This is a genomic window from Wolbachia endosymbiont (group B) of Lycaena phlaeas, from assembly GCF_947251875.1.
Taxonomy (GTDB): domain Bacteria; phylum Pseudomonadota; class Alphaproteobacteria; order Rickettsiales; family Anaplasmataceae; genus Wolbachia.
Genome location: NZ_OX366392.1, coordinates 776,446 through 801,305, shown reverse-complemented (window position 1 = coordinate 801,305; position 24,860 = coordinate 776,446). Strand labels below are relative to the sequence as shown.

Below are 24,860 nucleotides of genomic sequence, written 5' to 3'. Positions count from 1 at the left end.
ATAAGTGGTGAGTGATGGCAAAAGGTTATTGTTGATAGAAAGTACTACCTGTTCTAACGAGGTAAGGGTTGCCCTACTAGTTAATGGTAGGGTTGTAGAGTTTGAACAAGAATTCAAGGAAAAAAAACAATTAAGAGGTAATATATACGTTGCTTATGTAAAGCGTATAGAGCCTGCTTTGCAGGCCGTGTTCATTGAGTATGGAAAAAATAAGCAAGGTTTTTTGTCTTTTTCTGAGATATCTCTAAATTATTTTAATATTCCAGAAAAAGAGAAGGAAATTTTCCCTGATGAAGACTATTCGAGCGGTGTGGACTGTTCAAATGATAATTGCACAGAAGAAGGCCTAGATTCTACAGCTAGTAATGAATCCAGCAGTGGTTTTGTGAGGGGGGTACCTTTACATAGAAAATATAAGTTACAAGATGTGATTTCAGTAAATCAAAAGTTATTAGTTCAATTAACTAAGGAAGAACGAGGAAATAAAGGAGCTTCATTTACAACATACGTAACTTTGGTCGGTAGATACTGTGTTTTCATGCCCAATTCCATAAGTAGGGGTGGAGTATCTCGCAGAATTGAAGATACCAACGTTAGAAAACAGTTAAAGGATATATTAAATTCAATAAATTTACCAAAAGGCTCAGGTTTAATAGTAAGAACTGTTGGTGCAGGAAAAAGTAAGAAAGAAATTGAGCAAGATTACAATAATTTGACCTTATTATGGCAAAATATTCAGCAAAACTTCTCTTCTTTAAATGTTCCATCATTAATTTACAACGAAGCAGATGTAGTTATGAGATCTGTACGTGACTTTTGTAGTAATGATACAGAAATTATAGTATCTGATAGAGAAGTTTGTGAAGCGGTAAGAAAATACACTAAAAATGTGTTACAAGGAAAATTGCGTCCTAGATTATATAGAGGTTCTGTTCCAATCTTTACTTACTATCGAGTCGAAGATCAAATTTCTGAATTATATAGCAATAGAGTAGAATTGCCATCTGGTGGGTCTTTGGTGATAACCTTAACTGAGGCATTTGTTTCAATAGACGTAAATTCAGGGAAAATGACAGGAGAAGATAACATAGAAGAAACAGCTTATAGAACTAATATGGAGGCATTATCTGAAATATCAAGGCAAGCGAATCTCAGGGGCTTATCAGGGTTAATAGTTGTTGATTTTATTGACATGTTGAAACTTGAGTATTGTAAAAATGTTGAATTTGCTATCAAGCAGGCGTTTAAAGATGATAAAGCTAAAGTTCAATTTAGCTTTATCAATGACTTTGGTTTAATGGTCTTTTCAAGACAAAGAATTAAACCAAATATACAGGAAATTAATACTACAGAGTGCTTACACTGTAAAGGTATTGGAAGAGTGAAATCAAACGAAGTGGTTGTTGCATCGATACTAAGGGATTTGCAACATATTGCTAATAAAAATCAAAATAAGTCCTTTGATTTAATAGCACGCAGTGCAGTTATAGCGCACATTTTTAATAATAAGCGTGATATGGTTTCTACAATCGAAAAAGAGTTCAATATTACATTAAATGTTAGTATTGATAATAGTTTAGACGCAGATACATTTATTTTAAAGCAAGGAGACCATATTAATTTTAATGATTATAAGCCATTGCAGAATTCTGGATGTCAAATTGTGAATAGCAGGGATAAAGAAGCTGGTAAACTACCGGGCAACTTTTGGTTAACTAAATGGCTTTCGCGCCTTTTGGGCTCTAACAACTAAACGGGACTTGTAATTAACGAGTTTTATACTTATATATTTTACATCAGATAATATTTAAAAGGGAGTATTCATTATGGGAAGAGCAATAGGTATAGATCTTGGAACAACAAATTCTTGTGTTGCAATAATGCAAGGCAAGGATGCAAAAGTAATCGAGAATAAAGAAGGAGCAAGAACTACTCCGTCTATAGTTGCATTTACTTCGTCTGGAGAAAGGTTGATTGGTGCTCCAGCAAAAAGGCAAGCAACTACCAATGCAAATAATACTTTTTTTGCAACTAAGAGATTGATAGGTCGCCAATATAGCGATCCTGAAATGAAGAATCTAGGTGTACCGTATAAGGTATTTGCAGCAAAAAATGGTGATGCATGGGTTAAAACAACTGATGGTAAAGAATACTCTCCTAGTCAAATTGGTGCATTTATACTACAAAACCTGAAAGAAGCAGCTGAGGCTTATCTTGGGGAAGAAGTAAAGGATGCTGTGATAACAGTGCCGGCGTACTTCAATGATTCTCAACGTCAAGCAACAAAAGATGCAGGAAAAATTGCTGGATTAAATGTCCTCAGAATAATTAACGAACCAACTGCTGCAGCACTTGCTTATGGTCTTGATAAAAAGCACGGACACACAATAGTAGTGTATGATCTTGGTGGTGGTACATTTGATGTTTCAGTTCTTGAAATAGGTGACGGAGTTTTTGAAGTAAAGGCTACAAATGGTGATACTCACCTTGGAGGGGAAGACTTCGATAATGCAGTAGTAAATTATTTACTGGGTGAATTCAAGAAAAGTAATGGCATTGATTTGAAAAACGATCCAATGGCTATGCAAAGAATCAAAGAAGCTGCAGAAAAAGCAAAGGTAGAATTGTCAAGTGCAATGGAAACAGAAGTAAATCTACCGTTTGTTACAGCTGATGCAAGTGGCCCAAAACACTTAAATATGAAGCTAACAAGAGCAAAGCTTGAAAGTTTAGTGAATGATTTAATTGAAAGGACTATAATTCCTTGCAAAAAAGCTCTTGAAGATGCTGGTTTGTCTGCTAGTCAAATTGGTGAAGTAGTTCTTGTTGGTGGCATGACTCGTATGCCAAAAGTCATAGAGAAAGTTAAAGAATTCTTTGGCAAAGATCCACACAGAGGGGTTAACCCTGATGAAGTTGTAGCAATTGGAGCTGCAATACAGGCGGGAATCATTCAAGGTGATGTAAGAGATGTATTACTACTTGACGTAACTCCACTTTCTCTTGGTATTGAAACTCTAGGGGGAGTGTTCACTCCACTTATTGAACGTAATACTACTATTCCCACAAAAAAATCTCAGGTGTTTTCAACTGCAGAAGATAACCAAACAGCCGTTACAATTAAGGTACATCAAGGTGAAAGAAAATTGGCGATTGATAATAAACTGCTTGGTCAGTTTAGTTTAGAAGGAATACCACCTGCTCCTCGCGGGGTTCCTCAAATTGAGGTGACATTTGATATAGATGCAAATGGAATAGCGCATGTTTCTGCAAAGGATAAAGCTACTGGAAAAGAGCAAAAAATACGTATTCAGTCTTCAGGTGGTTTATCGGAGGATGAAATAAATCGGATGGTGAGAGAAGCTGAGGAAAAAGCACAAGAAGATGAAAAGCGTAAGAAATTTATTGAAGTGAAGAATCAAGCGGATAGTTTAGTTCATTCTACAGAAAAATCTTTGACAGAATATGGTGATAAAATTTCTCCAGAAGATAAATCTGCTATTGAGAATGCAGTTAATGAATTAAAGGAAGTTAGTAAGTCTGATAATATTGATGATGCTGATTCAATACAACAGAAGGTTACTAATCTTTCTCAACTTTCTATGAAGCTTGGAGAAGCTATGTATAAGGAATCTCAACAACAACAAGGTGGAGAAAGCTCATCCACAACAAATAATGAGGAAGAAAAAGTAGTAGATTCTGATTATCAAGACATGGATAATAAAGAAGAGAATAAGTAATTCGATTGTCATCCCAATGCCCAGATACTGTGGGATGACAAGAGGAGCGTATTGTTGCTTAAAGGAACTATTGTGGATATTATTAAGACAATAGAAGAAAAATTACGCGATTCAATAGGTGTAATTGATATTAATATTATCGATGAATCAGCAAAGCATGTAGATCATTATTTTGTTTCTTCTTCGACACTACCTTCACATATCAAATTAGTATTAATATCTAACGACTTTTCTGGAATGAGCTCTTTAAAGAGGCATAAATTGATCTATGAATTATTAAAGAGTGAAATAGAGCGATTACATGCGATTTCTCTTCACTTGTATACGCAAAGCGAATACAATCTAAAAAATAAATAGTAGAAACGTGAGAGAAGAGTCTTTATTAGTTAAAGCAGGAAGAAAATTTAATGATTATAAAGGGTCGATGAATCCACCAGTTTATCATTCTTCTACTATATTATTTCCTACTTACAAGGACTACTTAAATGCAGCAAATGGAGAAAGTATATACGATGTAATCAATGATGGTGTTGCAAGGGATTACAGTTACAGTAATGTTGGTACGCCTACTGTTCATTATTTTTCAAATGCACTGGCTGAAATTGAGGGTAGGGGACAAGCACTCATCTACCCTTCTGGATTATTTGCACTTACTTTTGCTATTTTGACTTTCACTAAAGCAGGTTCACATGTCCTGATACAAGATAATAGTTATTATAGGCTAAAGAGATTTGCCGAAAATGAGCTACCAAAAAGAGGAGTAGAAGTAACTTTTTATAATCCGACACAGGATATAACTGATTTAGTTCAGAGTAATACTTCACTCATCATGATTGAGACTCCTGGTTCTATAACGTTTGAGATTTCAAATATAGAGCATATAGTAAAAGTTGCTAAAGCACGTGGAATCGTAACCGTTTGTGACAATTCATGGGCCACTCCTTTGTTGTTTAAGCCGCTTGATTATGGAATTGATGTTGCACTATACGCGGTGACAAAGTATCTAGCCGGTCACTCAGATTTAGTGATGGGAGCTATGGTTGCTGAAGATAAAATTTTTAAATTGCTTTATGAGAGCTATAAAAATTATGGAGTCACCATTCAATCGCATGACTGTTACCTTGCACACAGGGGACTTAGAACACTGCAAACACGCATGAGGAAGCATCAAAGTACAGCAATGCAAGTAGCAAAGTGGCTGGAAAAACATCCAAAAATCAAAAAAGTCTTATACCCCGCACTTTTTTCCTATTCTCAGCATGATTTATGGAAAAGTTATTTCAAAGGGGCAAGTAGCGTATTTAGTATAGTACTCGATAGAGAATATTCATGTGAGGAACTAAGCTGCATGGTTGATCACATGAAAATTTTTGGCATCGGTGCTTCTTGGGGAGGATGTGACAGTTTGATATTACCAATAGAACATAGATCTATGTCAAGATCTGTAATGAATTCAGATTATGGTGGAAGTTTTGTGCGAATATTTTGCGGACTAGAAGATCCTGAAGATTTGATTTTTGACTTGAATACTGCATTAATAAGACTGCCATGTTCAAGTGTTAAAGATGATTGTGAGACTGAAAGAGCTACTGCATAACATTGTAAATGCTGACTTTGATATTGAAATCAAAGGCGTCACATGTAATCCTAAGAGAGTTAAAGAAGGTTACCTTTTTGTTTGTGTGTCAGAAAGGAGTAAAGAACACGTAACATGTCTTCCTAATGGATGTGTACACAACTGTGTAGACGTTGTAATACAAGGGGCCAAGAAAGATGTCATCCCAGTGCTCAGACACTGGGATCCAGAAAATTTAATTGTAAACAAGCATACTAGACAATTGTATAATGAAAACTGGATTCCAGTGTCCGCTACTCGAATGACAAGTACTCCAAGTTTTGCAGTGCTTTACCACTCGGACCCTCAAGGAATATACAGTGAAATAGTCAGCAGGTTTTATCAATTCAAACAACCTAAATATGTTGCTGCTGTAACTGGTACGAATGGTAAAACTTCAGTGGTGGAATTTTGTCGCCAGATTTGGCAAGATAATGTAGCGTCTATAGGAACACTGGGAACATGTGTCAATAATAATAGAAAAGATAATAGCCTTACAACGCCAAGTGCAGATGATCTTTATTCCACATTGCGTGACATAAATAATAAGAACGTAGAACACTTAGCATTAGAAGCTTCAAGCCATGGAATCGATCAATACAGAATCCATGGACTCAGGCTCAATGCTGCAGCTTTTACTAATTTCTCTCAAGATCATTTGGACTATCACAAAAGTATCGATGAGTATTTTGAGGCCAAGAAAAGGTTGTTTGATGAGGTATTGCCAAAAGAAAAAACAGCGATTTTAAATGCAGATATAGGCGAATATGGAGAGTTGCTCAACATAGCTGAAAAGCGTGGCAACAAAGTTATAACCTATGGAAAAAAAAACTCTGACATTACTTTATTAAAGCAGATACCCACTGCCAATGGTCAATACCTGACAATTCAAATCGGTGATGAAATTTATAACGCATTTTTTCCGATTTTTGGGCAATTTCAAGCATATAATTTGTTGTGTGCAATCGGTATAGTTATTTCATCTGGTATGGACTGTCAAAGAATGTGTATAGATAAACTCGCTTCTCCATCTGGAAGAATGGAAAAAGTGAACACTTTTGCATTTGTCGATTACGCTCATACTCCAAGTGCACTCAAACAAGCTCTGTTGTCTTTAAAATGGCACTTCAATAAAAAGATAGTTCTAGTGTTCGGTTGTGGCGGGAATCGTGATCAAACAAAACGTGCAGAGATGGGTAAAATAGCACAAATGCTTGCAGGTAAAGTTATAGTCACAGATGACAATCCGCGCGATGAAGATCCGGGGAAAATTCGTCACGATATTTTGTTACATTGCCCTGATGCACTGGAGATAGGAGATAGAAAAAAAGCTATAGAGAAAGGTATAAATATAGCACATGATGAAAATATGATTCTGCTAGTTGCAGGAAAAGGACATGAAAGATTCCAAATAATAGAAGGCCAATCCCTTGAATTTAGTGATGTTGAAGTTATTAGAGAGGGCCAAAAATTTGCTACTGCTGTTTTGCTCTCTCCTTCATCCAACGCCTGAATGGCTTTTTTCCTTAAGTCATAACTGTACGCTGCTGGCATTTTTACCTTCTTGTTACACTAAATCACTATCTTATCTTGTTCCTACTATTATGAGAAGAGCTATACAAGGATATGAAAGTGGAGATTGTGGTTACAAGATTAGTGAGAGAATATAGAAAAATTTAGGATGAAATATTGCGTGATATAGTTCATTTAGTGATAAAGGCTCTTACAGGTATAGTAGCGCTTCATAAGTAAGAATATTTTTACAAAGAATTTAATAATCACAATTTAGGCAATGATGAAAGTTCTTTAAGAAAAAAGTTTAATACTATCAAGAAAAGTTTGCATAGGCATAGCAATATAATACATAATAATCAAAATATTCCAAATTCTGTCAATTTATTTGCACAGTCAATCACTTGAGAATTCGGAAATTGATTTTTAAACCAAGTGTACTGGCGTTTTGCATAATGCCTTGTGTTTGTTTGAGCAATCTGTATTGCTTCGTCTAAAGTAATCTCCCCTTTTAAGTATCTTATAATTTCTGGTACTCCATGTGCTTTCATAGCTGGCAAATGTGGAGATGGGTTCATGCTAAGTAGGTTTTTTACTTCATCAATTGCTCCATTTTCAACCATTTCAATAAAACGAGAATTTATTTTTCGGTATATATCTTCACGTTTAGGTAGAATTGTATATACCTTAAAATTATTGAACAAAGGAGGCTGTCTATTTTCTTGCCATACAAAGATTGTCTTGCCAGTTTCAGTGATAACTTCAAGTGCTCTTGAGAGGCGATGTGAGTCATTAATAAATATTTTACCTTGAATCCTTGGATCTTTGCTTAGCACTAATTTGTAGAATTCCTCTTTACTTAAATTTTTCCTAAGTTCATTTACGTTTTCTCTCACTTCCTGGCTTATTTGTGGAATCGATGATAATCCCTTGATTAAGCTGCTAATGTAAAGCCCACTTCCTCCAGTGATGATGGGTATTCGTGAATTTTTCAGCGCGTTGTTAACTTCCCTCTTTAAATCCTCTAGCCATAAACCTACGGAATAATTTTCTCTTGCTGAAACATAACCGTATAGCCTATAAAATTCTTTCTGCTTTGGTGGTTGAGCAGTAATTACGGGAATCTCTTTGTATAACTGCTTTGAGTCACAGTTTATTATGCTAATGTTTTTATACTTTTTTATCAAGTTATCGCATAATTCTGATTTACCTGAGGCTGTAATTCCTGTAATAATTACTATATTATCTTTCATTTATATTAATTTAACTAACCTATGATAGGGTGTAGTAAAAATTTGGATTCTACAATCTAAAATTTGGAGACTTTTATGGCAGAAAATGATAACGATAACTCGTTTACTAAGCGTTTTACAAATAGGACTTCTAATGAGACAAGAGGAGGTTTTTCCAGTAAGTATTCATCTCAAAATACCAAAGAACATGCACTAGGAGCAAAAGGAAAAATTTCTGAATTGGCAAACAAAAAAGCTGAAGCCAAGGAAGCTTTTTCTGAAAGTGGCGGCATAAAGAGTAAAAGCAGAACTATCAATGAAAGATCCTTTGCTGATGCAACAAGAAGAAGTAGATCAGATCTCATATATCTAGTTCGTGGTAAAGATCGAGGAAGATCAGCTTGGCACTATGTATTAGTTGATAAAGATAAAAGAGAAATGTTTCTGGCAAAAAGTAGAACTGGCTCTATAGATGTTGCAGATTATGGAGAGATTTTATATTCAGGATGGGGAGATGATCCACCACAGACGATAGTCGATAAAATCAATGAGGAGTTCGGATTGTAGTAAATCTGTTGTAAAAACGAGCAGTTGCTAATAAAATTTACTGTAAGTATACAACAGTAGCCATTTCGGTATCTTAATTGCTACCATATAGCGAGATAACTGTAAACCCAGAGCTATTGTAGACATAAGTTTTAGCTATATGGTATTTGAAGTAATAAATGCAATAAAAAATAATTTGTTAGCATGCTTTCCAACAGAGACAGTATATGCTCTTGCTTGTAATGCGCTAGGTAAAGAATCTATAGAAAAAATATACCGGATAAAGAAGCGTTCTCAAAACAAGCCACTCTCTGTATTTGTTAGTAATATTGATAGTTTGATAAATATAGCAAAGGTAAAGGAAGAGTATATCGATTTAATAAACTATTTTTCTCCTGGACCAATGACCTATATTTTACCACTTCAAGATAACAGTATATTACCAAATGAGTTCTTTAAAGATAGTATAGGCATAAGAATTCCTGATCATCCTATTGCGATTTCAATATTAAATGAACTGAAAACTCCAGTAGTTGCAACTAGTATTAACATTTCAGGAGAAAAAAGTATATGCAAAGCAAGAGATATACCTCAGTCTATTAAGCAACACTTATCTGCAGTAATTGAAGATGATGAATTAGTTTCTGGTATAGAATCTACTATTATTGACTTAACTGGAGACAAGATTAAGGTTTTAAGAAAAGGTAAAATTTCATTACAAACAATAAATAACGAATTTTCAAACTAAGATCTATAGGAGAAAGAATGAAAAAGGTGATAGGCCACAACCAAGCAAAAAAAAAGATAATGAACAACTTGTCTGTTCAATCTTGGCTGATCTGTGGTAAAAAAGGCATAGGAAAAGCAACACTTGCACAATCCTTTTCTAATTGGTTTCTTATCAAAAATTACGATGAAGTAGCATTAGACTTACACATTGTTGAAGGTGATACAATAGGAGTGGAAAAGGTGAGAGAAATGAAAAATTTTCTGTACCTAAGCCCCATTCAATCAGAATATAAGATAGCTATAATAGATAGCTTGGAGGCAATGACTAGCAATGCTAAAAATGCAATATTAAAGATATTAGAGGAGCCGCCACAAAATTCTAAAATACTTATAATTAGCCATAAACTATATGATATACAAACCACCATCCGGTGTAGGTGCTTTCAGCTGAATTTACTTCCGTTAACTTACGATGAAACAAAGCAGGTTGTTTCATCTCAGTGTAAATTCGACGATAAAATATTTAGTGAGATCATTACTTTGTTTCCTGGAACTCCGGGAGTAATAATAAATGCAATAAACAGTGGTGCTTATGAGTCACATAAGCATTTTTATACATTTTTCCGTAATCTAAATAATTCTGATATAGTTAATAAAATAATTAATAGTGAAATTGAGCTAGAACTAGCATCACATATCATTCAAACCTCCATTTTAGAAAGTATAAAGAAAGAAGTAAATAATGTTGAAATTTTGCTAAGTCAATGGAAAGAAATAGATGAACTTTTCGTTGCTGCAAAGCAATTTCGCTTAGATAAAAAGCATGTTTTAGCTAATGTAGTTAACATCATGACACAAAAATATAATACTTTTAACATAAATTCATGATAAAATCCTGATAATTTAATACTTAAAGTATATAGTTTGACTGATAATAAATTAACTTTATGGCAATCAATAGAAGTTTTAACAAAAACCATATTGAACATGCAGAAAGAATTGAGTTTACTCAAGAATACAGCTTTAGACCAAGACGTCACTTTAGAAAAAGGGAAGGAGCTGTCAAGTGGTATCTATGAAGCAAATTTTAAGCTCAATAAGGCAATCAATATAGCTACTTTGCCAAAAATTGGCCATCGCATGCTCAGTGGCGAGTTAGTCATACTTAATCATATTACGAAAGAAGAAGTAAAGATTCCTAGAGATTTTCATTATCTTAAAGTTATTAAACTCAATCATGATGACTATAAACTAACGTTTTGTAATTTTTTAGGTAATGAGTTTTTTGAATATAAAAAGTATGATCCACAATATTCTGATCTTTCAGATGAATATAAATTCGTGGATTTTGGTAGTGTAAAAAAGACTAATAATCTAAAATTTAAGGAGTATGTTGGTCATGCACCTAAATTTTTTGCTGTAGAAGGTCTTATTGAGCCTGGATCTGAAAACCATGTAATTGATCTATTTGAGCTAGTCAGAGACGGTAAAGGCAGAAAAGTGGGAACCCTTGCTGATGAATTTGGTTATTTTGATGATCAAAATAAATTACACTACTATAATTATCACAAAAGTGCAGAAAGTAATACTTATGATCCTGAAAGCTTCAGTGTAAAAATGATAAATTTAGATGTGAAGAAAATTGATAAATTTCATCTTATTGCAGAACAAGGTGATATAATCATTCATACTATTTTGGAAAATTTAGACATATTTTAAAGTTTTTTTAGAGTTATTATAATTAGGTTATGGAAGTTGAATCAGTAAAAAACAAAAGTTATTTCAGGAAAGCAGTAGAATGGTATTGCCACAGATACCTGTTCTGCGTTGTAGAAAGATCTTGGATGGCGTTAATAACGTTACTTCTCTTAGTATGTTTATTTTTATCATTACTAAACATATACCTATTACTTCCTGTTAAAAAAGATTTAAATTTTGTGAAGTACACGAACCACACAGAAGATGAGTTTTCTACAATACATAAACTTAGTTTTAGTGAAAAAGAAGATGAATACACTTCCATAGCAAGGTACTTGGTAAGTCAATACGTCGAAGCATACGAGTCCTCTCAGATCGTTGAATCAAAGTATCAAGAAAATTTTATAAAAAACAATTCTATATATAAAATCTATCAAGACTTTCAGGAAAAAGTAAACAATGAAGCTGTTTCATCCACAAAAAAAATTACCAACATAAACGTAACAACACTATCTATTGACCGATCGATCAAGGACTTAGTTAAATTTGCTGGAAATGCCACTGTACTTTTTGCAGCTGAGCAAAATAAGAAAATGAAAGACTATGCTGTGGAGGTTAGCTTTACTTTATCAAACATGAAAGCAACTCTAACTGGTATAATACCATTTAAATTTATTGTTAACGGCTATAAATACAGCTGATTACATTTAAAAAATTACTTGGTAGCTAAAAAAATAACTAAAGTGCATACAGCAGTAACAACTGGAGGTAAAATTAGAAGCATTGGTGTCTTTTTAATAAAATAATTTCTAGAAGGTTTTAAGAAAAAGGCATTGTAAATTATCGGTAAGAAGTATAGAGCGTTGAGTATAGTACTGACAATTAACACCAGAGCTACAAATACAGAAAGTGTTACATTACTAGAGTTAAAAACAGCTTGAAAAATGAAAAATTTGCTCCAAAAAGTCGGAGCAGGTGGTACCCCTATCATGGACAATGCACCTATAGTAAATGCTATCATACTAATTGGCATACTACGTCCTATACCGTGAATTCTATCTATGTATTTCTCACCTGTTTTCGTTATTATTGCTCCAGCAGTGAAAAATAAAGTGATTTTTGCAAATGCGTGGCAAACTAATTGAAAAATTGCAATCCTCATGCTAAATTCACTAAAAATTGAAGCGAACAATATAATATATGACAACTGAGAGATAGTAGAATAAGCAAGCAATTTCTTTAATTCCTTTTGCTTTAATGCAATTAACGATGCAGTAATAATAGTAAATCCAGCAGCGTACGGAAGCCATCCTCCAGCAAACCAACTTTGCTGTGCAAAACGTTGCATATTATCGATGCCAAAAGTGTATAATATAACTTTGATGATGATGAACACTCCTGATTTCACAACAGCAACAGCATGTAGTAGTGCGCTTACAGGAGTTGGTGCAACCATTGCTTTTGGCAACCAAAAATGCATTGGCATTAATGCAGCTTTTCCTATTCCATAAATCAGCATAGCAAAACACACTGCAATAAAAGTTATGAACGAAGTATCAAACTTGAATATTCCACCTCTTACAAAGTCTAAAGTATGGAATTCATTATATAAGAGACCTATTGCAGGAAAAAATAACACTAAAGAAGAGAAAAATAGTAAACCAAAGTAATAGCGTCCTGCAATTACTGATTCATTTGTTGAGTTGTGAGTAATCAGAGGGTATGTACTAATAGTTAGAAGCTCGTAAAAGACAAATGTAGTGAGCAAATCTCCAGAAAAAGCAATAAACATTGCACAGCTAATCGCTATTGAAAAAAAGCATAGAAAACTCGAGTAGTTACTATCAGCATAGTTATTTCGCATATAACATATTGCATATATACTGGTTAGTACCCACAAAAATGATATTAATAAACTGAATATTGCTCCACTAGACTCTAACTTTAAACTAATATGCAAATTATTACCAAAGTCCATGAGAATAAATTGAGAATGATCACCATACACCAAATATAAAGTGCATAGAGATGTATACGCAAATAGAAGCATAGAAGAAACAACAGTAATGCTATTGTTCACTCTGGGCCATTTACTAGTAAAAGAAATAGCTAATGCACTTAAAAGTGGGATCAACGCAGTAATTAACAAATAATTCTCAGTAATAAAAAGTGGCAAGGAAAGAGATATTAAAACAAAATCCATTAAGTAATTCATCTTTCTGTTTAGGTAAAGCTAAAATTATATTCAAGTTATAGAGAATTTGCTATTTTTTAGTTGTATATCGGAAATGTTAAATAAACCATACGCATCAAGTTAAGAAAAAGTGGCGTAAGGAAGAAAGGAAATAAGAAAAAACTATTTTATATATTAAGTAATAAGGTTAGTAATTTATAGATCTTTCTAAAAAATCATCTTATCCTAGATAAGAATTTCCTAAAAAATTCAACCACTATGGATTAAAATCCAAAGATTGAGAGAGAGCATAGAATGCTAACTTTCGACTTGAAAGTCACCAAATTTATCTTCTTTTTTAGAGTGATTTTCAATATAATTTTTTATCATTTCGTCAGTTACATTTCCGCTAGTCCTGACAAAGTAGCCTACTGCCCACAACCCAATATCTCTTTTTTAGCTCTGGAAAGTTTTGCTGGATTTTTCTGGAACTTTTTCCTTTTATTAACTGCACTAACTTACTAATACTTAAGTATGGGGGTACAGAAACGTATACGTGTACATGACTTGACGCAACTCTACCTCTGATAATTTCTACTTGATTATTTGCACATACTTCTTGTACAACTTCTTTAGCTTTCTGTCCAATATCTCCAACTAGTACTGGATATCGATATTTTGTTATCCACACTATGTGATATATATACAGAGTGACTGCTTTTTCTATAATATTCCACATTCTTTCAGATTTTTCACCTTAAAATTATATTCTTAAAAGGATGGACTTCAAGTCCAGGGTTTTTCTCCCAAATTTGGGACAATAAATGTAACAAATAAAATGCCAATCTTAAATATTGCTATGTTTCACGATAGCTTCTTAATTTGGCACGTATGGTTTGTTAAACACTTCCAGAATTACTCAAAACCGCTACAGACTATATCTTTCTGTATAATCTTTAAATGCACCTCTATTGGAGTCAAAATGTAGCTTCACACTGCCAATTGGCCCGTTTCTTTGTTTTGCAATGATCAGCTCTGCAATATTTCTAATTTTCTCCATTTTCTCTTGCCACTCTCGATGTTTATTACTTCCTTCATTTGGTTGCTTTCTTAATTCATAATATTCTTCTCTATAGAGGAACATTACTATATCTGCATCCTGCTCTATGCTTCCTGAATCACGTAAATCAGAAAGTTGTGGTTTTTTATCATCCCTTTGCTCAACAGAACGAGAGAGCTGTGATAGTGCAACAATGGGAATATTTAGTTCCTTTGCAATTGCTTTTAAACCCTGCGTCACTTCTGAGATTTCTTGCACTCTATTTTCACTACTCCTTTTTGTTGTTCCTCGAATTAATTGCAGATAATCTATAAATACCACCTCTACATTGTATAGTTGATATAGCAGTCGTATTCTGGTACGAAGGGCACTAATTGATAGAGCAGGAGTATCGTCTATTATGAAAGGTAATTCTGATAGATCTGTACTAGCATTAATGAATTCATGTAATTCAAAATCACTAATTCTCCCAGTCAGTGCCTTATAATAACCAATGCCTGAATCTATAGTAATCAATCTTGCGGTTAATTGCTCTGCTGACATTTCAAGTGAGAAAAAAGCTACGTAATGTTGTTTATCTGTTCTTTTTTGCAAAATCTTACAAGCGTTAAGTGCGATGTTCAGTGCCAATGCTGTCTTTCCCATTGAGGGCCTTGCAGCTATAATTAACAGATCAGATTTCTGCAAACCACCAAGAAGCTGGTTTAGATCTTGAAGTCCGGTTGTAATACCTAGAGCCTCTGGATTATTTTTTAGCTTGCTAATCTTCTCAACCACATCTTTAATTGAACTTGCAAGCTTTATGTATGTTTTCTCACCTTGCTTTTTTACTGCTAAATTGAACAATTTTGTCATTGCTTGCTCAATTTGTACCTGTGCAGGATTTTCGATGTCATAGTTATAACTATCGTCAATTGTCTCTTGTCCGAGCTTGATTAAGCATCTTCTTAAATAAGTATCACGGATTATTCTGGTCAAGCTATAGATATCAAGCGCAATGCTTGCCTTTGCTGCAAGTTTTGCTAGGTACTCAACTCCACCACATTCGGCAAATGCTTTATCATTTTCAAAAAACATCTTAAGGCTTAGTTCATTGGCAACTATGCCGTGTTTTCTGGTTTTAGATATCTGGGTAAAAATGCTTTGATGTAGTGGATCATAAAAATTGTCTGCTGCAATTATATCTTCAACTGCATCACAAATTCTATTATCACGAATCATTGCACCAATGAGCATTTGCTCTGCTTCTAAATTGTGTGGCAATTTACATATTTCTTCTCTTGAATCAATAAGATTAGCTAATTCATTCATTTTAAGTTTTCAGAGTAATGATTGATTATTGTAGAATATTCAGTCCTTACTTAAAAGATAAAAAATTTGACTAATCTTGTGTTGCTTATAGCATTAAAGTAGGCCCCTGTGGTGGAATGGTAGACACGGCAGACTCAAAATCTGTTGCTTGCAAAAGCATGCTGGTTCAAGTCCGGCCAGGGGCACTCAAACATTGGAAAATGCATATATGTTACATAAATTTTTTAATCGTTTATTTTCCATTCTTTCTTCTATAAATGCTATTCAAAAAGTGAAAAAGGATGATAATGGAATATGCTATGTAACAGGACTTAGACGCTATTTGTCAGTGCTGCTTGATTTAATCATCATCGTTTTATTTTTACAGTTTTGCGGTCAGGCCTTAAATCAACTCTTTATGAGCTCGGAGAGCAGTAAAATATTAGGCCAAATTGCTGCAAAATATCAAATGCAGGTGCCACTATCTGCAGAGGAAACAGCAATGCAGAGTAAACTAATAAAGTTACTAGTTCTAAATCAGATAGTTCAATTTATTATGCTTTTTAGTTATGTAGCATATATGTGGATAAGATTTGGCGCTACACCTGGAAAATTCTTACTTGGACTTAGAGTTGTGAATGCACAAACTTTTGAAAAATTGACTCTGAAACAAGCAACAAAGAGGTTTTTTTCCTTCATATTGTCAACTGCACCATTATTCTTGGGTTTCATATGGGCAAGTTTCGATAAACGCTGCCAAACTTGGCACGATAAGATTGCAAATACAGCAGTTGTCACAAACAAAAGTCTTAAGTGTGATAAAATGAACTAAATTCGTTTAAAATAAGAAAATTTTAATAGTTTTATTGATAAATTTGATCAAATGCTTAATTAATGATATACTAAAATAGTAGGTAAAAAATATGCCAAGTATTACTCATGATCAAAGTATGGATTCTATTAGCGATAGTATTGTACATATTGATGATAATGAAATAAAAGAATGCGTAATTGAGGCACTAGAACCATTTAAGAACGAATTAGAAGCTCAAAGTTTTGACCTTAATGGGCTAGGAACTTCTGACCTAGTTAAAGCATGGAAGAAGATAGAAGATTTTAAAGGTGCTGAGTTAAAGGATGCTTCTGACCTTGCTGATCTGATAAAAGGGCAAATTGCAGAATTTGATGAAGAAAAATTATGGAAAATGTGTACCTTTAGCAAAATTTCCTATGGTGATGTGGATAGAAAATTAGAGAAAGGTAAATACAAAACTAAAAGGAAGTTTGAAGAAGAAGGTTATCAGATTATAAGATTTTACGATAATGAACTTATTGAAGATAAATATTGCTCAGATGTTGATTATAAATTAGAGCAACACGATGTTGGCTATGCTTTAACTGGTAAAAATTCATATAATCGAGATGCTGGTTATATTTTTATTAAAGATAACGAAGTAGATATAGCTTACCATGGCACTCGTGATTTAAATGATGTGAAGGAAGATCTGCGTGCTTCTTTAACTAAGTTGCCATTTTTGTCTGGAGATAATTATGTTCACTCTGGTTTTTACTCTCTATTCAAACGTTCTTGGCCCAGCGTACATAAAATATTACAAGGGCATGCTCTAATGATAAAGGATTAGCAATCAAAGATTTAAAAATCAATGTTACAGGCCATAGCATGGGAGGTGCTCTTGCTAGTATAACTGCTTTATGTCTTAATAAAACAGAAGGTGCTGAAGATGTTCATGTTGCAACTTTTGGCTCTCCAAGAGTGTTCTACAATGGTGCTGCTGAAGTTTACAATGAGTGTCTTGGACATAATACTATTAGAGTAGCTTGTCAATCAGATCCGGTACCATGTTTGCCACATGGTAATGCTGGTATGCACTATAAACATGTAGGTAAACCATTAAAATTAGAAACAGGTAAAACTCTGGAGTATTTAGAACTACACTATCATAAAATCGATACCTATTATAACCTTATTGAGAAAATAGAGCAGGAAAAATTTAAATCGGATAGCGAAGCATCTAAGTATCGTCATATTGCTTATATTTGTGGCCTATTTTACCATGCAGTTTTGTCATATGTTGATGTGGATGATAAGGAATTCTTTGAAGAAGTCAGAGAAGAAAATGAAGGCATTAAGCTTTCTGAGATACCAATTCAACGTGCTCCAAATTTAGAAGAGGAATTTAGACAAGGAAAACAAAAAGTAGCTCAGCTTACTAATGAAAAAATTCAACTAGAGGGAAGGTTAAATAGTATACAACAAAGTTTGGTTGGAAAAACTAAAGAGTTAGATGATGAAAAAGGAAAATTAACACAAGAACAACAGAAGACTAATCAACTCAATGATCAAGTAGATAAACTTACTGCAGAATTTAAAGGGACAAAAGATCAGCTTGCAGAAAACAAAGCAGAGTTGGATGAGCAAATTAGCAAAGTAACTAGGCTTAACGGTACTGTAGAAAAACTTGAAGAAACAAATGCTGGATTAGAAAGAAAGAATAGTAATCTGACTAATCAACTGAAGAAGCTTGAGAAAGCAAAAACTAAGCTAGAAGAAAAGGTAGAATGTGCAGAAAAAGAGCTAAAGGATGCTAGAGCTCAATTCAGAGAGAGTGAGGGAGGGCTAAGGGAAGTAAAAGCTCAACTTGAACAGGAAAATAGTAATTTGTCTAGTCAAGCAAGGGAGCTTGAAAGGAAATGTGAGCAAACAGAAGTTCAACTTGTAGCATCAAAGCAAAAATTAGCTGAAGAAACTAGTAAAGTCATGCAACTTAGCAAAGAATCTAATGAAGCAAGAGCTCAGCTTGAAAAGAAGAAAAAAGAGATTGGAAGGCTAAAAGATCAAGTAGATCAAATGACTATACAAAACAATCAATTGGAAGGGCGGCTGGATGATGCAAAGCAAGGTCTAATTGATAAAACTGATGAAGTAACCCGATTAACACAGGTTGCTGATACGCTAAATGGTCGGGTAGCTCAATTGACTACACAAAATGATCAGTTGGAAGGGCAGCTGAATGATGCAAGACAATCGTTCGCTGATCAAATAATGCAACGCGAAAATGAAAATAACGACTTAAAGACAAAGCTGCAAGAAATTGAAAACAAAAGTGAAGTACTAGAGAAGAGTCTACAGAAGCAATTTGAAAGCAAGAATGAAGAGCTAAGTGAAAAATTCTTGAAAGCAAGAACTTACAGTAAAAGGCAAGGTAATTATGCTTCTGTTTCTTTTGTATTATCTGGAGCACTTGCTGTTGGTACAAGTCTAACAATTCTTCATTTAGCAATGTGTATTTCGCTTGCTGTAGCTGCATTAGCTTTTCTTACAGTAGGGTGTTACTGTTCTTATAAGGCAAATACCACATTTAACAATGTAGAAATCGAAAATTGTAGTTATAGAATAGCTGCTTAGATATTAAGTTAGTAATTTAAATACTCTTTATTGCTAGTTATTATGCCATCGCTTTAATTTGTTTGTGTTTTACTAAAAAAACTTTAGATTATACTTTATAATTGATACTAAAATATGATTTGGAGTTTATTGCAGACAGGCCAAAAGGAAGGCTATAAAATTGCGTATACCAATGCTCGTATTATTGACCCGGAAACTAAACTTGATATAAAAGGTTCATTGTTAACTGAAGGGGATAAAATTGTTGATTTTGGCGAATCGTTATTTTCAACAAGTGGGGTTGATGAAACAATAGACTGTAAAGGGCTTGTTCTAATGCCAGGCCTTATTGATATTCACGTGCATTTTCGTGAACCAGGTCAAGAGCATAAAGAAAATATACATACGGGTAGTAAATCTGCAGCTGCAGGAGGCGTTACAACTGTAGTTTGTCAGCCAAACACTGTTCCAGCGATTGATAGTGTTGTCTTGGCTCAGTATTTGAAATATAGAGCATTTGAAACTTCGCATGTGAATGTGGAATTTTACGCTAAAATCACCACTTCGGAAGAAAAATTAACTGAAATGGCACTCTTAAAGGAAGCAGGTGCAGTTGGTTTCACCGATGATGGTATGCCAGTTATGAATCCAATGATTATGAGACAGGCACTGCTTTATTCAAGTATGCTTGGTGTTCCTATTGCTCAACACGCAGAGGATTTAAATCTATCTGCTGGTGGCGCAATCAATGCAGGTAAAATTTCTGAAGAATTGGGAATAAAGGGAATCTTGAGTGCGTCAGAGTCGGTTATGGTAACTCGTGATATACTGCTAATGAAGGACATAGAAAATGTACACTACCATATTTTACATGTCTCTTCAAAAGATTCACTTGATGCTATTAAACGTGCAAAAGATTTGGGATTAAATGTTACATGTGAAGTAACTCCTCATCACTTTACTTTAACTGAAGATATAGTAAAACAACACGGAGCAATCGCAAAAATGAACCCGCCGCTTCGCACTGAAGAGGATCGTTTAGCTATGATTGAAGGTTTAAAGACAGGTGTGATTGATTGCATTGCAACCGATCATGCTCCGCATGATCTTAGTTCTAAAGATTTGCCACTTGAAAATGCTGCATTTGGTATTGTTGGCCTTGAAACAATGCTGCCCATTTCACTTGAACTATATCACAGTGGACAAATGGGTCTACTTGATGTGCTTGCAAAATTGACATATAAGCCTGCAGATATCATACATGTGCCACGTGGCCGCATACAGAAAAACCTTGCAGCGGACTTAATTTTAGTTGATTTGGATCATGAATGGAAAATTAAAGTTGACAACTTTGCTAGTAAATCAAAAAATTCCCCTTTCGATGGACGCAAAGTGAAAGGGCGCGTAATACGTACCGTTGTGTCTGGCAAAACTGTATATTTACAGAAGAATTAGTTATCATACAGTTGCGTTCTCAATTTCAATCAATTGTAAATATTCAATATAAGTGGTAAAATATAGCCACTGAATAAAAAATATATGCTAATTAGTACGACATCGGAGCTGGAGAATGCATGTGAAGAATTGATGGCAAAAGATCCAAAATTTATAGCAGTGGACACAGAGTTTATTAGAAACAATTTAACCTACTATCCTAGATTATCACTAATTCAAATTTCTTACGGAGAGAAGAGTTTTATTGTAGATGTGTTAGTACCGGGAATTGACTTATCGCTTATTAAGAAAATAATGCTGAATCGAGAAATAACCAAAGTTTTTCATAGTTGTCGGCAAGACATAGAATCCTTACTCACCGTGCTTAAATGTGTTCCTACTCCCATTTTTGATACCCAAGTTGCTGCTATGTTTTGTCATTATTATCACGACTTTATTGGTTATTCAAAAGTAGTAGAGCAATATCAGGGGGTAGCGCTGGATAAAATTAAAGCTAAAAATTCAGATTGGTTAAAACGGCCATTATCTGAGGATCAATTAGATTATGCAGTAAATGACGTGATACACCTATATGACCTACACCAAATATTGTGCAATAAACTTGAAGAAAATAATAGGATGGGCTGGTTTCAAGAAGAGATGGAATCAATAGTTGATGTCAATAAGTATTTGCATAATCCAAAAGATGCATGGAAGAGGATTAAATTTAATTATGAAGCAAATCCAAGGTTGATGTTAACTGTTAAAGCAGTTAGTGAGTGGCAAGAGACCTTAGCACAGCGTTACAATATAAATCGTAATAAGGTAGTCAATAATGCCGTAATAACTGGTTTAATTGAAAAAAACGTGGAACATATTGATGACATTTTAGATGACCTTAAGAGAAACACAAAAAATATAAAAGAGGAAGATTTATTAGAATTTATAGATATTTTCAATGAGAATGAGAAGGAATTTGTGCAGCAAAATTATACTCTGTCGGATAATTATGATAAATCTGTCTTTGATATACTCTCGATTATTTTAGAGAGCAAATGTAAGGAAAATAACATATCGAGAAAGTTAGTTTCGTCAAAAGATGAGTTAGCTGGATCAATATCTGGGAAGATAGATAAATTGTTCAAGGGATGGAGATATGATTTTTTCGGCAGATCAGTAGAATCGTTTTTGAATGCAGGCTCAAGGTTTGAAATTTTAATGGTAAAATCTGCTGATAGTACAGCTAAAATTCGGAGTAATCTTGTGGAGAATAACCGTATCACGTGTTGAGGTCTAACGAGTTTATTATATCTTTCACTTGAGAAAGAACATTTGCGCTGGTATCGATGATAAAGTCGCTCATTTGCTTTTTTTCTTCAATAGGGAGCTGAATACTAGACATTAGATCCAGCTTTTTTTTATCCATATTACGCTCACTAATCCTTTGAGCTTGCACAACGCTATCTGCATGGATAAAAACAATAAAATCGCAATACAAATGGAATCTCGTTTCCAGCAGGAGTGGAATGTCTAGAACTAGAAGTTTTCTGTTGTTTTCTTTCTCATGAGCAATAAAAAATTCTAATTCATTTTGCACAGCGGAATGTACTAAAGACTGGAATTGCTTCCAATTTTCATCATGTGCTAAAAAATATTTAGACAATACTGTTCTATCAATTTTTCCATTTACTACTACCCCAGGAAATTTTTCTTCTGCATAACTTATTATGTTTTTGTCCACTTTATAAAGCTGGTGTACGACAGAGTCAGCATCAAACAAAGCGGCACCAAATTCTTTAAAGCAATTGGCTACAAAGCTCTTTCCGACTGCAATTCCACCTGTTAGACCTATTATCATATATCAAAGACTTCTTAAAAAGAATATGTGTCGTAGCTGTTATGTCTACTTAAAACTGAATTTGTGTGCATTAAAAGAAAAGCTATTATTTTTTTAGCAATCAAGTAAAATAGAGTGAAAGATTAAGAGGAAATTTTGAAAAATAAGATAAAAAAGATAGCAATTTCAGGGAAGGAAGTATGGCCAATCATCGAGGGCGGCAAAGGCATTGCAGTCAGTGATGGAAGGTCAAGTGGAGCATTTGCTGCAGCAGATGCTGTTGGTACGTTTTCTGGTGCAAATGCTAAACTTATTGATGACAATGGTGAGTTGGTGCCGCTGATTTATAGAGGTAAAACAAGAAATGAAAAGCATGAGGAATTAATTAAGTATAGTATTGAGGCTGGAGTTAGTCAAGCAAAAATAGCGAATGAAATATCAAAGGGCCGTGGAAGAATACATATGAATGTGCTTTGGGAAATGGGAGCAGCAGAACAAGTCCTTCATGGCATATTAGAAAAAGCAAAAGGTTTAGTTCATGGCATCACTTGCGGTGCTGGTATGCCTTACAGGCTTGGAGAAATTGCAGCTAAATATCAAGTTTATTACTACCCTATTATCTCATCGGCGCGCGCTTTTAAAGCGTTGTGGAAACGTGCTTACCAAAAAATATCTTCTTTTTTACTTGGTGGAGTAGTATATGAGGATCCGTGGCTTGCTGGTGGTCACAATGGACTCAGTAATAGTGAAGACCCAGAATTACCGCAGGCTCCATTTGAAAGAGTTGCAGAGCTTAGATCTTTCATGAATGAGGTCGGTCTTTCTGAAACGCCAATTGTTATGGCGGGGGGAGTGTGGAATTTGAAGGATTGGGAACATTGGTTTGACAATTTACAAATCGGACCAATAGCTTTTCAGTTTGGCACTCGTCCACTTTTAACAAAAGAAAGTCCGATTTCTACAGAATGGAAAAAGAAGTTACTTACTTTAGAAGAAGGTGATGTATTTTTAAACAAATTTAGTCCAACAGGATTTTACTCATCTGCAGTAAGAAATAGCTTCATATATGAGCTACAGGAACGAAATTCACGTCAAATGAAATTTTCAGAAAATGTGAGTGGAGAGTTTAATAATGAATTTGCAATGGGTAGCAGAGGTAGAAAGATTTACCTCACTGCAAAAGACAAAGAGCTAGCAAATGCATGGATTAAAGCAGGGTATACAGAGGTAATGAAAACTCCAGATACAACTGTTATTTTTGTGACGCCAGGCAAATTTGCGGAAATAAGACAAGATCAAATTAATTGCATGGGATGTTTGAGCCATTGTCTGTTTAGCAATTGGAAAGATCATGGTGACCATTCAACAGGGCGAAAGCCAGATCCACGGAGTTTCTGTATACAAAAGACACTGCAAAACATTGTACATGACGGCAATGTTGAAAATGAACTCATGTTTTCTGGGCACAATGTGTACAAATTTAAGCAAGACCCATTTTATAAAAATGGTTGCATACCGACAGTAAAAGAATTGGTAGATAGAATATTGGTTGGTTTATGACTAACTTGACAAGAAGACATTATTCTATATAATTTATAGTAATAATTGTTTATTAATTTAATCTTAATTTGAGGGGAATATCTATGCGCGATAGTGTTTTAAAAAGGTACGCACTTGCCTATATAAAAGAAAATGGCAGTGATAAGAATGTTCAAGAATTTTTACGTTCTCGTGGTATGCAAAATATTGAGAACTGGAGTGATAAAAATTTTGAAAATGCGTATAAGGAATTTAGGCGCTATAACCCAACTAATGAACACAATATAGGAAGTGATCGACGTGATAGTAGGCAACAACCTACAAGCCCTCAGGTTACACACGTACATGTACACAATAATAGAGGTTTAGATTTTTGGGATTATTTACTACTTAGCAACCTGTTTAGTGGTCATACTACAGTGATAAATAACCTTGGTTCCGGTAGCAGTAACCAGCCATGCAGAGAAGATAAGAAAAAAGACGCAGAAGACAACAGGAAATTATTAGCTTTAGGGATAGTAGCTGTAGTTACGTGTGTTGCTTTCCATGCTTTAATGTGTGTTTGGTACAACAGCAGCGAAAAAACGGCTAGAAAATCAGAAAAGGTAGATTACCTGGATAATAAACTTAAAATGTTCAGAAATATAGAATTTGCAGTTGGTGCAATTTCTTTAGCAGCTTTGGTAGGTTGCGCTATTAACCCAGTCTTACCAGTTTGGGGTTTAGTCATTCTTGGTATTAATTCTCTTGTATGTTTTGCTGGTGGTGTGGCTTTTCATATGAAACATGAGAAAGAGTCAGAAAATATTAAGAAGGCTGAAGAAGCGGTAATTAACTATCATAAATCAGAACCTGGATATGATTTGGGAGATTCTTCTAATCTTGAACCACCACCTCCTTACTCTCCTCAAGATCCTAATACTGCTTCAAGTGCTCCTTCTTATGATGGCACACCTGGGTATGCATTTGGTGATCCTAATGCGACACAACAGTTTGGAGGGTTGTGCTGCTAAACCATAAGTTACTAATCGAGAATACCGCTGCAACGC

The 24,860-nt window shown here is 34.4% G+C and carries 21 protein-coding genes, 1 tRNA gene and 1 pseudogene; 18 read left to right on the top strand and 5 right to left on the bottom strand.

From position 1 onward, the window contains the following. Positions 1-4: 4 nt before the first annotated feature. The 5 genes from OPR37_RS03590 to OPR37_RS03570 all read left to right on the top strand — a co-directional run bounded on the left by OPR37_RS03590 (position 5) and on the right by OPR37_RS03570 (position 6,868). Positions 5-1,753, top strand: a complete 1,749-nt coding sequence (locus OPR37_RS03590) for an Rne/Rng family ribonuclease (RefSeq protein WP_007302710.1) — start codon at positions 5-7, stop codon at positions 1,751-1,753. A 73-nt stretch (positions 1,754-1,826) separates the two neighbouring features. Continuing rightward, on the top strand, positions 1,827-3,740 hold the full coding sequence (dnaK, locus tag OPR37_RS03585; protein ID WP_019236356.1) for a molecular chaperone DnaK: 1,914 nt from the start codon (positions 1,827-1,829) through the stop codon (positions 3,738-3,740). A 72-nt stretch (positions 3,741-3,812) separates the two neighbouring features. Beyond that, a complete protein-coding gene (locus tag OPR37_RS03580; RefSeq protein ID WP_012481743.1) occupies positions 3,813-4,097 on the top strand; it encodes a BolA family protein in 285 nt (94 codons plus the stop codon). Between the two features lie 7 nt (positions 4,098-4,104). Then, positions 4,105-5,337 carry a cystathionine beta-lyase gene (gene metC, locus OPR37_RS03575; RefSeq protein WP_264684800.1) on the top strand — a complete coding sequence of 411 codons (1,233 nt, stop codon included), beginning with the start codon at positions 4,105-4,107 and terminating at the stop codon, positions 5,335-5,337. After that, on the top strand, positions 5,306-6,868 hold the full coding sequence (locus tag OPR37_RS03570; RefSeq protein ID WP_264685036.1) for a Mur ligase family protein: 1,563 nt from the start codon (positions 5,306-5,308) through the stop codon (positions 6,866-6,868). Before metC ends, OPR37_RS03570 begins: the two co-directional genes overlap by 32 nt. A gap of 358 nt (positions 6,869-7,226) precedes the next feature. On the opposite strand, the gene miaA is transcribed toward OPR37_RS03570, so the two are convergent. Further along, a complete protein-coding gene (miaA, locus tag OPR37_RS03565; protein ID WP_214303411.1) occupies positions 7,227-8,120 on the bottom strand; it encodes a tRNA (adenosine(37)-N6)-dimethylallyltransferase MiaA in 894 nt (297 codons plus the stop codon). 75 nt (positions 8,121-8,195) lie between these two features. On the opposite strand from miaA, the gene OPR37_RS03560 reads away from it, so the two are divergent. From OPR37_RS03560 to OPR37_RS03540, 5 genes are all read left to right on the top strand, one after another. Continuing rightward, positions 8,196-8,666, top strand: a complete 471-nt coding sequence (locus OPR37_RS03560; RefSeq protein WP_019236353.1) for a hypothetical protein — start codon at positions 8,196-8,198, stop codon at positions 8,664-8,666. 139 nt (positions 8,667-8,805) lie between these two features. Next, positions 8,806-9,393, top strand: coding sequence for an L-threonylcarbamoyladenylate synthase (locus tag OPR37_RS03555; RefSeq protein WP_214303401.1), 588 nt, complete (start codon positions 8,806-8,808; stop codon positions 9,391-9,393). 17 nt (positions 9,394-9,410) lie between these two features. Next, positions 9,411-10,262 carry a DNA polymerase III subunit delta' gene (locus OPR37_RS03550; protein ID WP_007302718.1) on the top strand — a complete coding sequence of 284 codons (852 nt, stop codon included), beginning with the start codon at positions 9,411-9,413 and terminating at the stop codon, positions 10,260-10,262. 36 nt (positions 10,263-10,298) lie between these two features. Then, positions 10,299-11,093 carry a hypothetical protein gene (locus OPR37_RS03545; protein WP_214303399.1) on the top strand — a complete coding sequence of 265 codons (795 nt, stop codon included), beginning with the start codon at positions 10,299-10,301 and terminating at the stop codon, positions 11,091-11,093. Between the two features lie 29 nt (positions 11,094-11,122). Then, complete coding sequence (locus tag OPR37_RS03540) at positions 11,123-11,773, top strand: VirB8/TrbF family protein (RefSeq protein ID WP_254229674.1); 651 nt, start codon at positions 11,123-11,125, stop codon at positions 11,771-11,773. Between the two features lie 14 nt (positions 11,774-11,787). On the opposite strand, the gene OPR37_RS03535 is transcribed toward OPR37_RS03540, so the two are convergent. From OPR37_RS03535 to OPR37_RS03525, 3 genes and pseudogenes are all read right to left on the bottom strand, one after another. Next, positions 11,788-13,287 carry a proton-conducting transporter transmembrane domain-containing protein gene (locus OPR37_RS03535; RefSeq protein ID WP_372436128.1) on the bottom strand — a complete coding sequence of 500 codons (1,500 nt, stop codon included), beginning with the start codon at positions 13,285-13,287 and terminating at the stop codon, positions 11,788-11,790. Between the two features lie 276 nt (positions 13,288-13,563). Next, positions 13,564-13,982, bottom strand: a pseudogene (tnpA, locus tag OPR37_RS03530) (IS200/IS605 family transposase). 191 nt (positions 13,983-14,173) lie between these two features. Continuing rightward, positions 14,174-15,616, bottom strand: a complete 1,443-nt coding sequence (locus tag OPR37_RS03525) for a replicative DNA helicase (protein WP_264684799.1) — start codon at positions 15,614-15,616, stop codon at positions 14,174-14,176. A gap of 102 nt (positions 15,617-15,718) precedes the next feature. On the opposite strand from OPR37_RS03525, the gene OPR37_RS03520 reads away from it, so the two are divergent. The 6 genes from OPR37_RS03520 to OPR37_RS03495 all read left to right on the top strand — a co-directional run bounded on the left by OPR37_RS03520 (position 15,719) and on the right by OPR37_RS03495 (position 21,725). Further along, positions 15,719-15,801 (top strand) — tRNA-Leu (locus OPR37_RS03520). 23 nt (positions 15,802-15,824) lie between these two features. After that, positions 15,825-16,427, top strand: a complete 603-nt coding sequence (locus OPR37_RS03515) for an RDD family protein (RefSeq protein WP_264684798.1) — start codon at positions 15,825-15,827, stop codon at positions 16,425-16,427. 91 nt (positions 16,428-16,518) lie between these two features. Then, the gene (locus tag OPR37_RS03510) at positions 16,519-17,238 is read left to right on the top strand and encodes an alpha/beta hydrolase family protein (protein ID WP_264684797.1); all 720 of its coding nucleotides are present in this window, start codon (positions 16,519-16,521) and stop codon (positions 17,236-17,238) included. A 38-nt stretch (positions 17,239-17,276) separates the two neighbouring features. After that, positions 17,277-19,022, top strand: a complete 1,746-nt coding sequence (locus OPR37_RS03505) for a TomO hydrophobic C-terminal domain-containing protein (protein ID WP_264376801.1) — start codon at positions 17,277-17,279, stop codon at positions 19,020-19,022. Between the two features lie 114 nt (positions 19,023-19,136). Then, on the top strand, positions 19,137-20,456 hold the full coding sequence (locus OPR37_RS03500; RefSeq protein WP_213863713.1) for a dihydroorotase: 1,320 nt from the start codon (positions 19,137-19,139) through the stop codon (positions 20,454-20,456). A gap of 84 nt (positions 20,457-20,540) precedes the next feature. Continuing rightward, on the top strand, positions 20,541-21,725 hold the full coding sequence (locus tag OPR37_RS03495; RefSeq protein WP_012481740.1) for a ribonuclease D: 1,185 nt from the start codon (positions 20,541-20,543) through the stop codon (positions 21,723-21,725). Here the strand turns inward: OPR37_RS03495 and coaE are convergent. Further along, complete coding sequence (gene coaE / locus OPR37_RS03490; protein WP_007302729.1) at positions 21,715-22,293, bottom strand: dephospho-CoA kinase; 579 nt, start codon at positions 22,291-22,293, stop codon at positions 21,715-21,717. The genes OPR37_RS03495 and coaE overlap by 11 nt on opposite strands. 135 nt (positions 22,294-22,428) lie before the next feature. Here coaE and OPR37_RS03485 point away from each other — a divergent pair, with 135 nt between their 5' ends. Continuing rightward, on the top strand, positions 22,429-23,832 hold the full coding sequence (locus tag OPR37_RS03485; protein WP_052264766.1) for an NAD(P)H-dependent flavin oxidoreductase: 1,404 nt from the start codon (positions 22,429-22,431) through the stop codon (positions 23,830-23,832). An 83-nt stretch (positions 23,833-23,915) separates the two neighbouring features. Beyond that, complete coding sequence (locus OPR37_RS03480; RefSeq protein WP_264684796.1) at positions 23,916-24,824, top strand: hypothetical protein; 909 nt, start codon at positions 23,916-23,918, stop codon at positions 24,822-24,824. The last annotated feature ends 36 nt before the right edge of the window (positions 24,825-24,860 follow it).

Bases quoted from the DNA above. Each gene is read 5' to 3' on its own strand.
- dnaK (WP_019236356.1), top strand. From the start codon at position 1,827: ATGGGAAGAGCAATAGGTATAGATCTTGGAACAACAAATTCTTGTGTT.
- OPR37_RS03525 (WP_264684799.1), bottom strand. From the start codon at position 15,616: ATGAATGAATTAGCTAATCTTATTGATTCAAGAGAAGAAATATGTAAA.
- OPR37_RS03515 (WP_264684798.1), top strand. From the start codon at position 15,825: ATGTTACATAAATTTTTTAATCGTTTATTTTCCATTCTTTCTTCTATA.
- OPR37_RS03540 (WP_254229674.1), top strand. From the start codon at position 11,123: ATGGAAGTTGAATCAGTAAAAAACAAAAGTTATTTCAGGAAAGCAGTA.
- OPR37_RS03560 (WP_019236353.1), top strand. From the start codon at position 8,196: ATGGCAGAAAATGATAACGATAACTCGTTTACTAAGCGTTTTACAAAT.
- OPR37_RS03510 (WP_264684797.1), top strand. From the start codon at position 16,519: ATGCCAAGTATTACTCATGATCAAAGTATGGATTCTATTAGCGATAGT.
- OPR37_RS03555 (WP_214303401.1), top strand. From the start codon at position 8,806: ATGGTATTTGAAGTAATAAATGCAATAAAAAATAATTTGTTAGCATGC.
- OPR37_RS03550 (WP_007302718.1), top strand. From the start codon at position 9,411: ATGAAAAAGGTGATAGGCCACAACCAAGCAAAAAAAAAGATAATGAAC.
- OPR37_RS03570 (WP_264685036.1), top strand. From the start codon at position 5,306: ATGATTGTGAGACTGAAAGAGCTACTGCATAACATTGTAAATGCTGAC.
- OPR37_RS03495 (WP_012481740.1), top strand. From the start codon at position 20,541: ATGCTAATTAGTACGACATCGGAGCTGGAGAATGCATGTGAAGAATTG.
- OPR37_RS03500 (WP_213863713.1), top strand. From the start codon at position 19,137: ATGATTTGGAGTTTATTGCAGACAGGCCAAAAGGAAGGCTATAAAATT.
- miaA (WP_214303411.1), bottom strand. From the start codon at position 8,120: ATGAAAGATAATATAGTAATTATTACAGGAATTACAGCCTCAGGTAAA.
- OPR37_RS03505 (WP_264376801.1), top strand. From the start codon at position 17,277: ATGGGAGGTGCTCTTGCTAGTATAACTGCTTTATGTCTTAATAAAACA.
- OPR37_RS03535 (WP_372436128.1), bottom strand. From the start codon at position 13,287: ATGAATTACTTAATGGATTTTGTTTTAATATCTCTTTCCTTGCCACTT.
- coaE (WP_007302729.1), bottom strand. From the start codon at position 22,293: ATGATAATAGGTCTAACAGGTGGAATTGCAGTCGGAAAGAGCTTTGTA.
- OPR37_RS03480 (WP_264684796.1), top strand. From the start codon at position 23,916: ATGCGCGATAGTGTTTTAAAAAGGTACGCACTTGCCTATATAAAAGAA.